Consider the following 13,029-nt stretch of genomic DNA (forward strand, 5'->3'; position numbering starts at 1 on the left):
GCGACCAGCGCCAGGGTGGTGCCGCCGAGCACCACCGGCAGTCCGCGGGCCCGCAGCCCGGCGGGCACCACGGCGGCGACCACGGCCAGGGCGACCGCCAGGAACCCGGCGTTGGCCAGGGCCGCGGCCACCCGGGTGGCGAGCAGGACGCAGAAGTCGTCGGTGAGGGCGCCCACGACGTGGGCGGCGGTGAACAGACCGAGGAGGCCGGTCAGGGTCCACCGCGGCGACCACCGACGGCCCAATACGGCCACCACCGGTGCGCCGACCACCATGCCGACGGCGAAGGACGAGGTCAGCAGCCCCGCCTGCGGCGTGGAAACGCCCAGATCGGCGGAGACGGCGGGCAGCAGCCCGGCGAGCATGAACTCCGAGGTGCCCTGCGCGAAGACCGCGAGGGCGAGCATGTACAGCAGAAATGGCACGGGTGTCCCCCGGGGGCGTCACGTGAAGGGAAGGCGGGTGTGCGGCACCGCCGGTGTTCACGAGCGCATGGGAGGCGGACCCCGCTGCGGGGGTCCGGATTCTCGGCCGACGGCGGAGTGCGTCGGCGGCGCCACGTGCCTACCGGCGGACCGGCGGCACGTGTCTGGACGCTTCGGGAGAGGACACGGAACAGAACCTATCCGTCACCCCCGGGTCGGCGTCCACACGTTTTCCGTCGCGCACCCCCTGGAGATCCACCCTGTGGACAACCCCCTTCCGTCCCCGGTCTCCGGCACCCTGAAGTCATGGATGTGACGGAGATATTCGAATGGCGCGGACACCGGATCGCCTGGGGACGCCGGGGTGCGGGGCCGCCCCTGGTGCTGTGCCACGGGACCCCGTGGTCCTCGCGGCTGTGGTCGCCGTTCGCCGACGCGCTGTCCCGCGACTTCACCGTCCACGTGTGGGACATGCCCGGTTACGGCGCTTCCGGCAAGGACCCGCGGAACCCGGTCGACCTGGGGGTGCAGGGCGAGGCGTTCGCGGCGCTGCTGGACCACTGGGGGCTGGACCGCCCGCGCGTCGTCGCCCACGACTACGGCGGCGCCGTCTCGCTGCGGGCGGCGCTGCTGCACGGCGCCGCGTACCTGGCCCTGTGCCTGGTGGACGTGGTGGCGCTGCGGCCGTGGGGGTCGTCGTTCTTCCGGTTGGTGCAGGAGAACGCGACGGTGTTCGCCCGCCTGCCGGACGCGGTGCACGAGGGGGCGCTGCGCGCCTACATCGCCGGGGCGTCGCACCGGGGACTGAGCCCCGAGGACCTCGACATGCTGGTCGGTCCGTGGCTGGGCGAGGAAGGGAAGGAGGCGTTCTACCGGCAGATCGCCCAGGCGGACGAGCGGTTCACCGAGGAGGTGGAGCCGCACCTGGCGGAGCTGCCGTTCCCGGTGCACATCGTGTGGGGGACGGAGGACACCTGGATCCCGGTCGACCGCGCCCACCGGCTACAGGCGGCGATCCCGGGCAGCACGCTGTCCCTCATCCCGGAGGCCGGGCACCTGATCCAGCTGGACGCCCCGGTCGCCCTGGCCGACGAACTCCGCCGCTGGTCGACCACCCGACCACCCGTGTCCTGAGCCCGGGGCCCGCCCTGCGTCCCGCCGTCGGTGAGCCGCGCGGTACGTCCGGCCGCCGGGAGCGATCGGCGTGATCGGCACGGCGGGCGGCCTGAGCGGCTACCGGTCCCGAACAGCCCGCGACCGGAGCGACCAGCCCCCCCGGGAGGTGTGTCGGCGGCAGGTGGCCGTGACCGGCTCGGGCCCCGGAGCAGCGCCGAAGGCCGACCGGGTCAACGATGAGCGGAATGGAGGTGGTCGACGGCGGGACAGGGGGTGGGCCCGGTGTGCAGGGTGCGCAGAACACGTACCAGGTGAAGGATCGCCTCGGCGTCCTCCGCGGTGCCCTCCGCCAGGTCGTACACCATCTCCAGGGAGGCGATGACCTCTCCCAGGGTCGGCTGCGGGAGCGGCCATTCCCAGCCGGTGGTCCGCCTCACGGTCTCCCGGTGTGCGCCCCGGGTCGTGTCCCGCCTGTCCTGAAGCATGAGCAGCGCCTCGTACACGGATGCGGGCTCGGTTCTCACGATGCCGAACCTCCACGCACGCGTTCCTCGATCCCGAGGGGTCCCCGAGGCGGGCCCTCGCCGGGGATCACCACCGTCCGGGTTCCGGTACGCGGGCCGCGCAACCGCGCGGTCACGACGGCGCGGTCCGGGTCGCCGCCGGGGCCGGAACGCCGGAGGGCCGCCCTGGAAGCCGCCCTGGAAACGGTGCGTGCGGGGGCGCCCTTGGAACGGGTGCCGCCACGCGCGGGCACACCCGAGGCCGCCGGAACCCCCTCGGGGCCGGCAGCGCCGAACGCACGGGGAAGGCTCCCCGCGACGCGCGCGTCGGTGGCCGGCCGGTCATCGGCGCCGTCGGCCTCCACCGGGGCCGGGCGGCCGGGGACGGCCGTCGGCGGCTCCACCGTGGGCGGGTTCGGCGCGGGCGCCGGCAAGGGGAAAGGGGGCCGTGCCGGTGTCGCAGCCGTGTGCGGGAGCGATTCGGCCGGGGGACGTCGGTGTGCGCCGGTGGTCCGCGCGTCGTCCCCGTTCCCTCGGGGCGCCGACGGCCGTACCCTCCCCGTGCCCGTTTCCAGGCGCCGTTCGGCTTCGCGCAGCCGCTCCATCAGTCCCTCCGCCGTGGGCGCGCTCTGCCAGCGGACCGCGGCCTCACCCTGGTAGAACGCCACGTAAGCGCGCAGGCCCGGGGCCCACATCACCGTCCACGTCCGGCCCGCCGCGGCGTTGAGCCGCCGGGCCGCCTCGTACTGTTCACCGTCGTCGGCGCGGTTCCAGGACATGGCCGGGCTCACCCGCGATCCAGCTCGAACCAGACCGTGGTCCGCCCGCCCTCGGACAGGGTCCCCCACCTGTCCGCCTGCATGGCGACCAGCCTCAGCCCGAAGCCGCCCTCCCGGTCCAGGTCCTGTTCGCGCACGTGCGGGGTTCGGACACCGCCGCCGCGCGGCCCCTGGTCGGTCACCCTGACCTGCACCCGCCCCCGCAGCCGGTGCAGCGTCACGGCGACCCTGCCCCCGGGAAGCCCGCTGCGCGTGTGCCGAACGGCATTGGTGAACAGCTCGGTGACCAGCCCCTGGAGGACGTCGGTCTGCGCCTCGGGCAGCAGCGCGAGCGCGGAGAGCTGCCGGCGCAGCACCCCCGTCTGCTCGGCGACGCCCGGGACCGTGATCGAGTGCCCCAGTTCCCCGCTCTCGACCTCTACAAGGATCGCGACCCGGTCGCGCGGGTCGACGGTCCGGCGCTGGAGCGGCACCCTGCCCGACGGCGTGGGACAGGGCGGTCGCGGCACCACCTCTTCGATGTCGTCGTTGGAGGCCGTGTTCCGCTCTCGACGGGGTTCCATGCGGGTCACCGATCCCATTCTGCGCTCATCCGCCTTCCGCACCGTTGTCCGATGACGCCGAGAACCACCCAGAGGAACCGAGAAGGGTACAAAGTCCCTTTCGGTTACCGTGCGCCTTCGTGACAACACCTTGGGCCAGCAGTTCGGGGAAAGGCCAGCGAATCAACCACAGGGACAACATTTCGGTGAATCGGTTGCGGGCGGTTGAGAGGGCGTTGCATCGTGGTTATCTTCGGTTTCCCCCCTCGTTTGAGCAGGTGACGAATGACGGATCGCCGCAAGCCCGAATGGGCCAGGGTGGGCAGGGAACTCAAAGCCCTCCGCCGCAGGGCCAAGCTGACCCAGGCGGAGCTCGCGCCCTACGCCAGCGTGGTTGCCGCGCATGTATCCGCCTGGGAGAACGGCAAGCGGGGCATGAGCAAGGAGCAGGTGTCCCTCCTCGACCAGGCCCTACAGGCCAACGGCCAGCTGGTCCGAACATGGGAGAGAAGCCAGGAGACCGAAACCATCCCACCCTGGTACAAAAAGGTCCCGAAGCTGGAGCAGAAATCAACCGAGCTCCGTGAGTACCAGTCCCAGATCTTCCCCGGCCTGATTCAGACCCCTGAATACGCCCGCGCGACCATCCAGCAGACCTTGCCCTGGGCCACCGTCGACGAGGTGGAGGAGATGGTGCTGGCGAGGCAAAAGAGGCAAGAGATACTCGCGAGGCCCCATCCTCCGCTAGTGTCTGTTGTGGTAGAGGCGTTCGTCCTAGACCTCGCCATGGGGGACGAAACTACCCAAATCGCCCAGCTGGACTGGGTGGCACACCTTGTCGAGGAAGGCAAGATCCGCTTCCAGGTCACACCCCCGAGGACCCAGTATCACCCCGGAGCCGCTGGCCCGTTCCGGATCTACACCTTTCCCGACAGCCCACCGCTGGCCTCTGCTGAATATGCAGGTGGCGAGGTGCTCATGGACGACCAAGAGACCGTGCAGAAGCGCATGACCATCTTCGGGCTTCTGCAAGCCGAGGCACTGCCCATGGGGGCCAGCGTTGAATTTGTCAGGAAGGTCAGGGAAAGCATTGAAGAGCAGGCACGAGCGCATCCAGCTGCCATGGCACAAGAGCAGCTACAGCGCGGGGGAAGGTAGCTGCGTCGAGGTCGCCGAGGGCCGGAGCGTCCTTGTCCGTGACACCCAGAACCGCCCCCTCGGGTACATCGGCTACTCCGCCGAAGCGTGGGCATCCTTTCTCCAGGGCGTGAAGATCCACGCCTGAGCCCGAGCGGGAGGGTCGCCGTGGAGAAGCGGTACAAGAGCGGCTACAGCTCTGCCGAAGGCAGCTGCGTCGAGGTCGCCGAAGGGCCTCTCGTCCTTGTCCGTGACACCCGGAACCGCCCCCTGGGCCGCCTCGACCACGACCCCGGCACCTGGACCGCGTTCCTCCACGGCATGAAAAATCGGGCCTTCTAGGTTTTCAACCCCGCTTGACGGCCGACCGGCACCCACCGGTCGGCCGTTTTCTCTTGCCCGCCCCCCGAAGATCACATCAGGGGCATGAACCAACCGATAACCGTGGACTTCGGACGTCCCGCACCAACCTCCACCTGCGGGAACACGGTTCCGAATGCGACCCCGGAAAATCTCCCCGTTCAGGCGGCACAGGCGACATCCGCCCCCCGATTCGGCTATAGCCTTCTCCCGAAAACGACTTCACATGCCCTCATACGGCAGCGACCTCGCGACGCCTGATCGGCGCCCGAGGTCGTGGTCGGCGAGTTCAACCTTCAACCCGGGGAATGCCGACGCGAACCAGTCTGGTGTCGCGTTTCCCGGCCGTGCCCTGCGCATGGTGGGAGCAGTGCTGTTCACCCCTCTCCGTGGCCGCCGCACCCGGCCCGCGCTCTTCGGATTCCGCCGCATGTCCAAGCGCGTCCGCCGCTACTCCGAGAACCCGCCCCAGGCCCGGCGCGGCACCCCCGACCTGCCGCTCTCCCGGCCCCGCCCGAACCTCGCCCCGCCGGCCGCGGCCTTCGACGCCGCCGAGATCCCCCTGGTAAGGCGGCCGTGGACCGCCACCCGCCGAGGGGTCGTCCACAGCCTGGGGATATCGCCCGGCCTGCCCGTGGGGCGATCTCGGCCACCACACCTGGGCGTCGTTCCTCCTCCCGGCCGCCGCCTCTGGGTCACGTCCCCGGGAGTGGTGTGATTTTCGTGCGGGTGCGTCCTTGCGGGTCATCGCGATGGTCGGCCGAAGCCGGGCAGGCCGCCGCGTACCGGCGGCCCGCCGGCCGGGATGAAGAAGCCGCTGGAGGCGGCGGTGCACCGATCCGCCCGGCACCGCTGACGCGCATCCGTGGGAACAGGGCCGGAAAATTTACACCACTCGATGGGACACCATCCGCCTCTGAAGCCGGTGTCCGCGGAACCGGGCGCCTTCCCCGCGCCCGGCCCCGCGGCCGCCTCTCCCTCCGCGAACGACAGAGGAGTCCCATACCGAGTCGATCCCATGAGATCCCTTTGCGGATCATCCAGAACAGGCCCGAAACGGTCCCGGTCCTGCTCCGCGAAGCCCCGGGATACCCGGTCCCCGACCACACCGAAGCGGTCCTGACCTCCTCGGTGCCCACCGACTGCGACCCCGGGGAATGGAACGCCGACGGCGCGGTCCTGCTCCGTAACGGCGACCGCCCCGTCCTGGCCGCGGTGATCGAGCGCCAGAGCGACCGTGACACCGAGAAACGCCATGGCTGGTCCGCCCACCTGACCACCCTGTACAGGCGCCTGGAGTGCCCGACCGTGCTGATCGTGCTGTGCCCCGACGAGGCGACCGCCCGGTGGTGCGCACACCCCATCGAGAGCGGACTAGGTTCGGAAGATATGCGCGACATCCGGGTGATCCTCATCGGCGGCACGTCCCACACCGGCAAGTCCACCGCCGCGCGGGCGCTCGCCGAGCGGCTCGGCTTCTCCCACGCCACCACCGACCACCTGGCCCGGCACCCCGGCCGACCCTGGCGGACCGCCGACCGGGAGGTACCGCCGCACGTCGCCGAGCACTACGGCACCCTGCCCCCGGACGAGCTGATCGGCTCCGTCCTGGCCCACTACGAGCGGCAGTGGCCGCGCATCTCGGCGATCGTCGCCGAACACGCCACCGGCGAGGGCCCCGGCCTGGTGCTGGAGGGGTCGGCCCTGTGGCCGACCCGGGTCGCGGGCCTGACCACCCCGCGCACGGGCGCCGTGTGGTTCACCGCCTCCGACGACCTCCTGCGCGAGCGCATGTACACGGGCTCCGGCCACGCCGCCGCCACCCCGCGGGAGCGGCACCTCATCGACGTGTTCCTGGCCCGCACGCTGCGCTTCCAGGAGCTCATGCGCGCCGAGGTCGAGCGGCTCCACCTCGCCGAGCTACCCGTCGACGGTTCCCGCACCGCCGGGGAGACCGCCGACGCGGTGCTCTCCGCCGTCTCCGACCAGCCGACCGTGGGACGCACCCGCACGCCGCGCACCTGATCCGGCCGCCCGCCGCCGAGGCCGGGCCCGGAGCAGCGCGTGTCACGCCGGACGCGTCACTCCGATGACCCGCGCCGTCCCCTCAGCATCACGAGCGGGTCCTGCACCCACCTGTCGGCCACGCCACCGACCGTCGCGGTCCCGGCACCCCGCGGTCCCGGCGCCCCGTGGTGCCGGGACCGTTCCCGAACGCCTCACGGACGCCCGTCTCCGCAGTCGACGTAGTCGGCGATGCTGCCCTCGTACTCCTCATGCGTATCGAAGACGTCCTCGAATTCCTCCGTGTAGGCGTTCACGAACGTCTCACCGTCCACCGGATCCCCGCACCAGGTCACCTCGTTCGGCCACATCGCCCCGCCGAGTGCCGCGTCCAGTCGATTCAGACGGCCGATGGCGTCGATGTCCCACTGGTCCTTGTCCAGGACGACTTCGTGCCCCTCACCGTTCTCAACGGGCCGGACCACCTTCGACTCCAGCAGCACGTCCTGCGACCGCTCGTCGGTGTTGCCCAGGACCTCCTCCGAGCCGGTCTCGGCGAACATCCGGTTCAACGTCTCGACGCTCACCTCACGCTCCATCCAGGTGAGGGTGACGACGGTCCTCTCCGCCGGCTCCGTGTCCCCGTCCCCCGAGGTCTCGCCCCCGCATGAGACGAGCAGCGGCAACGCCAGCAGTACGCACACGCTCCTGACGACTCCGCGTGCGCCGTCCCGGCCCCGCAGCCCGTCACTCGCCATCGTCGTCGCCCTCCTCGCCCGAGTCGAAGTAATCTCGCACGCCGTCGTATCCGACACCGAACTCCCCCGTGAACTGGGTGACCCGGTCGTCACCCGGGTCCGTTCGCCCGTCGCTGGTAGTGAAGGGCATATCGCCGATGACGTTGCCCATGGAGGCGTCCATGGACCACCTGCCCCCGTCCTCACGGAAGTCCTCGTTCCAGTTGTTCGAGTCCTTCTCGACGGAGACCGTGACATCAGGGCCGAACGTGAAGTCGTCCGTGATGTCTTCGGCATCGAGCACCGTACCGTCCTGCCGCACGGTGATCACCCCGCCCTCGACCAGATCCTGGAGGTCCCCGTTGTACTGGACCTCGTTGAACCTCGACGGGTCGTGGTGCGCGACGTACTCCAGGGCCTCCACCTCGAAACTGCGTATCCGATTGATCTCGCTGCTGTACGTGGCCCCCCGGGGGACCACCTCGTACTCACCGTCGATGATCGCGCCGACGATGCCCTCCTGGCCCAGTTCCATGCCCTTGGACACCGCTGTGCCGATGAGCGGGATCTTCTCCGACAGCCCCGCCGCCTCGCCGACGAAGAACTCGGCGATCGCCGTGTCCCGTTCGATCTGGTAGTCCAGGTCGGCTTCCCGGTCCCGTGCGTCGCGCGCAGTGGCCTCCTCCAGGAGCGCCTGCAACGTCCCCAGGCCGCGGGCGTTCTCCTCAGGGCGCCCGTTCTCCAAGAACGCCGCCGTCTCGACCTGCTGGTAGACGTCGACCGACTGGATCAGCCGTGCCGCGGACTCGTCCCCACCCATCAGGTACTGCATGAACCGGGCGCGTTCCTCCGCCCCCAGGCGCACGGTCCCGTCCTTCGGGTCGAACGGGCCCACCCCCTCGACGCGAACGTCCTCCGACTCCCACACGTCGCTCTTCGAGAAGCTGTAGATGTTGGCGTCGAACACGTCCACGAGCCCGAGCCCCAGTTCCGTGTTGAACTGGGTGAACACCGCGTCCTCGTACTCGTTGTCCCCCTCGGTGACGTGTACGCCCGTGTTGGTGAGCTGCTCGTACATCTCCTCGTCGGTGAGGGTCTCCATGAGCCCCGCGAACGCCGTCCCCGCGCGGTCGCGGACGTCGTCGTCCTCGCTGAGGGCGTCCTCGGCCATCCAGTCGACGAGCCCGCGCGCGGTGGCGCCGTCGTCGTGCCAGTCGTAGGTGAGCAGGCCCTCGACCGCGTTGGTGCGCTCGTGCGGGGCGAGCTCCGGCAGTCCCGGGATGTTCTCCTGCCCACCCGGGTACTCACCGGTGAGCACGTAGTGGTTAGCGTCCTCGTTGCGGGTGCCGACCTCCACCAGCGGGGCCAGCTCCTCCGAGACCACCCAGCCGTTCTCGCCCTCCGCGCCCCAGTAGTGCATGTACGCGCCCGCGCCCAGGGTGAGGTTGGTGGAGAGCGCGTCACCGCCCTGGAGTTCGTCGTCGGTGTACCGGAGCAGCTGTGACAGGGCCCGCGCGTCCTCCTGGTAGGTGACCAGTTGGTACGGCGGCTCGTTGTCGCCCGTCTCATAGAGGAACGGCCCCTCCACGGCCCGGCGCACGCTCTGCGGCAGCAGGTCGTACCCGCCGCCCAGGTCGTCGTCGGAGAGTGTGAGCAGCCCGTCGCCGAGCACCCCCAGCGCGTGGGAACGCTCCTCGCCGCTCATGTGTTCGCCGTCCATCCACGCCGGGACGGACAGGACGCCCGTGTAGTGGCCGCCGCCCTCCAGCTCCAGGTTGGTGTAGAAGGCCTCCAGGAAGTCGATCTCCGCGGAACGGAACCCGCTTCCCGTGTTCTGGGCCTGTTTGGCGTTGGTGCCGATCATCGCCATCATGAGCATCAGCTCGTGGTAGCGGTCGTCCAGCGGCCTGTCACCGGACCAGTAGGCGGCCAGCTCGGTGGACCACTCCCGGGCGTTCTCCTCGGTCAGGTCGTTCTGGTCGACGAGCATCGTGTACGTGTTCGGGTCGAGGTTGTAGAACGCCCAGTTGGCGTACCCGCCGTCGATGAGCCTCTGCACGTTGACCTTGGTGGCGCCCTCCTCCAGCATGTCGCCGATCTCCTCGGCGTGCTCCTGGTAGGTGGTCCACAGGGTGTCGAACCGCCCCTGGACGCTCGTGCGCTTCCCGACCAGCTCGTCGTACAGGTCCCGACAGGTGTTCTCGTCGCTCCAGAGCCAGGTGCGTTCGGGGAAGGTCGCCGTGATGTGGCCGGAGGAGTACTCGCCGGGCACCCGCCCCTCGCAGTCGGCGACGGCGGTGTTCCACTCCTCCACCAACTCCTCGCGGCCCTCGCGGAACTCCTCGACGTGGTCGGCCCACATGTCGCTGACCATGGCCGCGTAGGTCAGCGCCACGGCGGCGTCCACCCACAGCTGCCGGTCCTCGGCGGACAGGGTGCTGATGTCCCAGGCCAGGATGCTCGTGAACTGCCCGGCCGCGCCGTCCAGGGTCGTCTGGAGGTCCTCGGAGTCGCCCAGGACCCGGGCGTCCAGGTCCTCGAAGTCGGTGGTCCGGGCCCGGATCAGGGCGGGGATCGCGTCGGTGGTGCGCAGGGTGAGGGAGAGGTCGAAAGAAGCCACGGGGGGTTCCTCATCGGGGAAGCGGGGGCGGGGGGAGGGGTCAGTAGAAGTTGACGTTGCCCAGGCCGGGCGGCACGTCCTGGGTGGCGCCGGACAGCTCCTCGGAGCTGTCCAGGTCGTTGAGGGCGATCTCGCTCGCCCCGGCCTGGATGTTGTCGGCCAACTGGAGGCCGTGCCCCTGCACGTCCACGAACCCCTGGAGGTGGTTCTCGCGGAAGGACCGCCACCCGGCCTCGACGTCCTCCTCGCCCGCCACCCGGATCGCGTCGTCGACCGTCAGGTCGAACGCGTCGGCGAGCCCGGCCATCGCCGTGGCCAGTGCCTCGGCGTCCTCACCGCCCTGGCGTGCCTCGTTCGGATTCGCACCGGTTCCACCGCTCATCGCGGGACACCACCTTCGTCACACGGGAACCACCTGTACCCGTAGATCGCGGGGGAAAGGTAGCAGTTGAGGTTCTCCCGCATGGTTACGGCTTCGTGATCACCGAACGCAGTACCGGGAACACGAGAACGGGGGCCGTCGGCATGCAGCCGACGGCCCCCGTTGCACGGTCCGGTACCGCTGGGGCGTGTTCCGCGGATGCTCACCCTGCCGCGTGGCGCCCCGGCACATCCCTCGCCGCGTTCTCATCGGTCGACAGGAGAACCCATCCCGGCTCCTTCGTCGGCCTTGCGATGAATGCACCGGGACCCCGCTCGCGACCAGCGGCATCCACGGAAAACGCCCCAGAACAGGCCCTAGTACTCGACCGGGATCTCCTCGAACTCACCGAACGGGCCGGCGCGCAGCGTCAGCGCCTCCACGCTCGTGGCCGGGGCCGGGAACACCGCCACCAGGTTGTAGGTGTTGCCGGGCTGGAGAACGTGCACCTCCTCGGCGAAGCTGCTGTAGCGGCCCTCGCCGAAGTCCATCTGCGCCACGTACCGCACCAGGCCGCTCTCCGGCTCGAACAGCTGGAAGCCGCCCAGGGTGCCCTTGCTGAACTGCTCCGGACCACCGGCGACCACGTCCGAGCCGCCCATCTCCGGGATCAGCGGCTCGTCGGTGGTGTTGGTGAACGCGACGGTGCCGATCACGTAGGCGCCGTCGCGCCGCAGCGGGTAGACCTCCAGGAGGATGCCGTCCTGCTCGCGCTCGGCCACCACCGAACCCGGGTCGTCGTCGTACGGGGCGGGCCAGGTGACGTTGCGCTGGGCGGTGTTCAGGCCGTCGTCGTCGTACTCCTCTTCCTCCGTCGCCTCGGTGGTGTCGTTGAAGACGTACGAGAACTCCACCCGGCGGTTGCGGGCGCGCGCCTGCTCGTCGTCCGGTCCGCCCTCGCGGGCGATGGGCTCCTTCTTGCCGCGTCCCTCCACCTCCAGGGTGTAGCCCGCACCGATCTCCTCCGCGAGCAGGTCGCGGACGCTCTCGGCGCGCTGCACCGAGAGGCGGTCGTTGTAGGCGTCGTCGCCGATGCCGTCGGTGTGGCCGATGATCGTGATGGTCGGCTCGTCCGGGTGGACGTTGGCGGCCAGGGAGGTGGCCGCCCGGCGGACGACCTCCTCCGCCTCCTCGGTCAGGTCGGAGCGGTCGAACTCGAACATGACGTCGGAGTGCAGGGAGATGATCTCGCGGTCGCCGTCGCGGGTGGTGGAGGCGATCTCGGAGTCGACGAAGCTCTGCACCCAGCCCTCGTCGGCGACGGCGTCCTCGTCGGGGCGCCGGTTGGCGAAGGTGAGGTTCTCCCCGCTGGGCGGCGGGTCGTCGAGGGAGAGGTGGTCGGGGCCGTTGGGGCTCTCCGGGTCGGGGCGCTCGTCCTCGACGTCCTGGACGGGGATGCCGGTCATGGCCCCCAGGCCGCTGCCGACGAAGGTGACCTGCGACACCTCGTCGGGGATGCGCGGGAAGTAGCGGACGTACTCGTTGGTGACGCCGTCGTGGACGGGGAAGAGCCCGTCCTGGTTGGGGCTCTCGGAGCCGTACTTGAGGCCGTCCTCGTCGAGGAACTGCCGGTAGACGCGCCCGGTGAGGGGGTCGACGAGGGTGTCGGCCATGCTGAGGTTCCGGTTGGGGCCGGAGAAGTCGTCGAGATAGGTGATCTCGTAGTACATGACGGTGTACTCGTCGGTGCGCTCCAGCCCGGTGACGGCGAAGCGCATCTCGGTGTCCTGCCCGGTGTCCTGGAAGATGCGGCCCTCCCGGACGTAGGGGAACTCCTCCCTCACCTCGGGAGGTCCGGACGCACTCCCGAACGTCTCGGACCACCAGTCCGATATGTCCGCGGTGATCGTGCAGCCGCTGAGCAGGAGGCTGCCCGAGACCATGAGCGCGGCCGCGGCGAGGGGCGTCTTCCGCACCATGTGGGGGAACTCCGATCGTTGGGGAGACGACGTACGGGAGATATCCTCCAGCACTCCGGGAGTCGAACCGACCGTGGTGCCCCACAACGGGCGGAAAGTCCGCCGGGCCTGGCGCTGCGACGGTGGATGGGCGATTCTTGCTGGTATGCCAGCATCTGCCGCACCCCGTTCCACGGGGCCGCTCATCGGCCTGGCGACGGCGGCCGCCGCGCTGGGCGCCGCACAGCCGACCGCCGCACTGCTGGGGGTGTCGCCGCCGGTGACGGTGGTGGCCGACGCGGTGGTCGACAACAGTCCGTTCGGGCTGGTGGCGTGGGCGATCTCGGTGTTCGGCACGGCCGACAAGGCGGTGCTGATCACGGGGATCCTGCTGGTGCTGGCCGCGGTGGCCTGCGGCGCGGGCACGCTCGCCCTGCGCCGCCCGGCCGCGGGGTACACGGTCCTGGGCGCGGTCGCGCTGGCGGGC

General features: G+C 70.3%; 13 protein-coding genes and 1 pseudogene. 7 read left to right on the forward strand and 7 right to left on the reverse strand.

The features are described 5' to 3' along the window. Positions 1 to 425: MFS transporter (locus QJS33_RS29740; protein WP_306371396.1), on the reverse strand; the 425-nt coding region annotated here is incomplete at its 3' end. Positions 426 to 731: 306 nt separating this feature from the next. Here QJS33_RS29740 and QJS33_RS29745 point away from each other — a divergent pair. Next, positions 732 to 1,559, forward strand: coding sequence for an alpha/beta fold hydrolase (locus QJS33_RS29745; protein WP_306371397.1), 828 nt, complete (start codon positions 732 to 734; stop codon positions 1,557 to 1,559). A 212-nt stretch (positions 1,560 to 1,771) separates the two neighbouring features. Here the strand turns inward: QJS33_RS29745 and QJS33_RS29750 are convergent, their stop codons facing one another. Both QJS33_RS29750 and QJS33_RS29755 read right to left on the reverse strand, forming a co-directional pair. Further along, a complete protein-coding gene (locus tag QJS33_RS29750; protein WP_306371398.1) occupies positions 1,772 to 2,065 on the reverse strand; it encodes a hypothetical protein in 294 nt (97 codons plus the stop codon). A gap of 766 nt (positions 2,066 to 2,831) precedes the next feature. After that, on the reverse strand, positions 2,832 to 3,386 hold the full coding sequence (locus QJS33_RS29755) for an ATP-binding protein (protein WP_306371399.1): 555 nt from the start codon (positions 3,384 to 3,386) through the stop codon (positions 2,832 to 2,834). A 264-nt stretch (positions 3,387 to 3,650) separates the two neighbouring features. Here QJS33_RS29755 and QJS33_RS29760 point away from each other — a divergent pair, with 264 nt between their 5' ends. The 5 genes from QJS33_RS29760 to QJS33_RS29780 all read left to right on the forward strand — a co-directional run bounded on the left by QJS33_RS29760 (position 3,651) and on the right by QJS33_RS29780 (position 6,887). Next, positions 3,651 to 4,523, forward strand: a complete 873-nt coding sequence (locus QJS33_RS29760) for a helix-turn-helix transcriptional regulator (RefSeq protein WP_306371400.1) — start codon at positions 3,651 to 3,653, stop codon at positions 4,521 to 4,523. Continuing rightward, positions 4,456 to 4,650: a DUF397 domain-containing protein gene (locus tag QJS33_RS29765; protein ID WP_306371401.1), complete on the forward strand. Its 195-nt coding sequence runs from the start codon at positions 4,456 to 4,458 to the stop codon at positions 4,648 to 4,650. The genes QJS33_RS29760 and QJS33_RS29765 overlap by 68 nt, the downstream gene beginning before the upstream one ends. Positions 4,651 to 4,670: 20 nt before the next feature. Further along, complete coding sequence (locus QJS33_RS29770) at positions 4,671 to 4,844, forward strand: DUF397 domain-containing protein (protein WP_306371402.1); 174 nt, start codon at positions 4,671 to 4,673, stop codon at positions 4,842 to 4,844. Positions 4,845 to 5,292: 448 nt separating this feature from the next. Further along, on the forward strand, positions 5,293 to 5,580 hold the full coding sequence (locus QJS33_RS29775; RefSeq protein WP_306371403.1) for a hypothetical protein: 288 nt from the start codon (positions 5,293 to 5,295) through the stop codon (positions 5,578 to 5,580). 311 nt (positions 5,581 to 5,891) lie between these two features. Beyond that, positions 5,892 to 6,887 carry a hypothetical protein gene (locus QJS33_RS29780; protein WP_306371404.1) on the forward strand — a complete coding sequence of 332 codons (996 nt, stop codon included), beginning with the start codon at positions 5,892 to 5,894 and terminating at the stop codon, positions 6,885 to 6,887. Positions 6,888 to 7,081: 194 nt separating this feature from the next. Here the strand turns inward: QJS33_RS29780 and QJS33_RS29785 are convergent, their stop codons facing one another. From QJS33_RS29785 to QJS33_RS29800, 4 genes are all read right to left on the reverse strand, one after another. After that, positions 7,082 to 7,624 carry a hypothetical protein gene (locus QJS33_RS29785; protein ID WP_306371405.1) on the reverse strand — a complete coding sequence of 181 codons (543 nt, stop codon included), beginning with the start codon at positions 7,622 to 7,624 and terminating at the stop codon, positions 7,082 to 7,084. Then, positions 7,614 to 10,223: a hypothetical protein gene (locus tag QJS33_RS29790; RefSeq protein WP_306371406.1), complete on the reverse strand. Its 2,610-nt coding sequence runs from the start codon at positions 10,221 to 10,223 to the stop codon at positions 7,614 to 7,616. Before QJS33_RS29790 ends, QJS33_RS29785 begins: the two co-directional genes overlap by 11 nt. 40 nt (positions 10,224 to 10,263) lie before the next feature. Further along, entirely contained in the window at positions 10,264 to 10,605 is a 342-nt protein-coding gene (locus QJS33_RS29795; RefSeq protein ID WP_306366081.1) for a hypothetical protein, read from the reverse strand. A gap of 356 nt (positions 10,606 to 10,961) precedes the next feature. Then, positions 10,962 to 12,563 (reverse strand): OmpA family protein, encoded by a 1,602-nt coding sequence (locus QJS33_RS29800; protein WP_306371407.1) that lies wholly within the window; start codon positions 12,561 to 12,563, stop codon positions 10,962 to 10,964. 145 nt (positions 12,564 to 12,708) lie between these two features. Between QJS33_RS29800 and QJS33_RS29805 the strand changes: the two are divergent. Beyond that, positions 12,709 to 13,029, forward strand: a pseudogene (locus QJS33_RS29805) (molybdopterin-binding oxidoreductase); the annotation flags it as partial.

It is taken from the genome of Nocardiopsis sp. CC223A (genome assembly GCF_030766825.1).
In the GTDB taxonomy this organism is placed as follows: domain Bacteria; phylum Actinomycetota; class Actinomycetes; order Streptosporangiales; family Streptosporangiaceae; genus Nocardiopsis.

What these genes read in the sequence shown, in the direction of transcription:
- QJS33_RS29745 (WP_306371397.1), top strand. Translation starts at nt 732, where the DNA reads ATGGATGTGACGGAGATATTCGAATGGCGCGGACACCGGATCGCCTGG.
- QJS33_RS29755 (WP_306371399.1), bottom strand. Translation starts at nt 3,386, where the DNA reads ATGGAACCCCGTCGAGAGCGGAACACGGCCTCCAACGACGACATCGAA.
- QJS33_RS29760 (WP_306371400.1), top strand. Translation starts at nt 3,651, where the DNA reads ATGACGGATCGCCGCAAGCCCGAATGGGCCAGGGTGGGCAGGGAACTC.
- QJS33_RS29775 (WP_306371403.1), top strand. Translation starts at nt 5,293, where the DNA reads ATGTCCAAGCGCGTCCGCCGCTACTCCGAGAACCCGCCCCAGGCCCGG.
- QJS33_RS29785 (WP_306371405.1), bottom strand. Translation starts at nt 7,624, where the DNA reads ATGGCGAGTGACGGGCTGCGGGGCCGGGACGGCGCACGCGGAGTCGTC.
- QJS33_RS29795 (WP_306366081.1), bottom strand. Translation starts at nt 10,605, where the DNA reads ATGAGCGGTGGAACCGGTGCGAATCCGAACGAGGCACGCCAGGGCGGT.
- QJS33_RS29800 (WP_306371407.1), bottom strand. Translation starts at nt 12,563, where the DNA reads ATGGTGCGGAAGACGCCCCTCGCCGCGGCCGCGCTCATGGTCTCGGGC.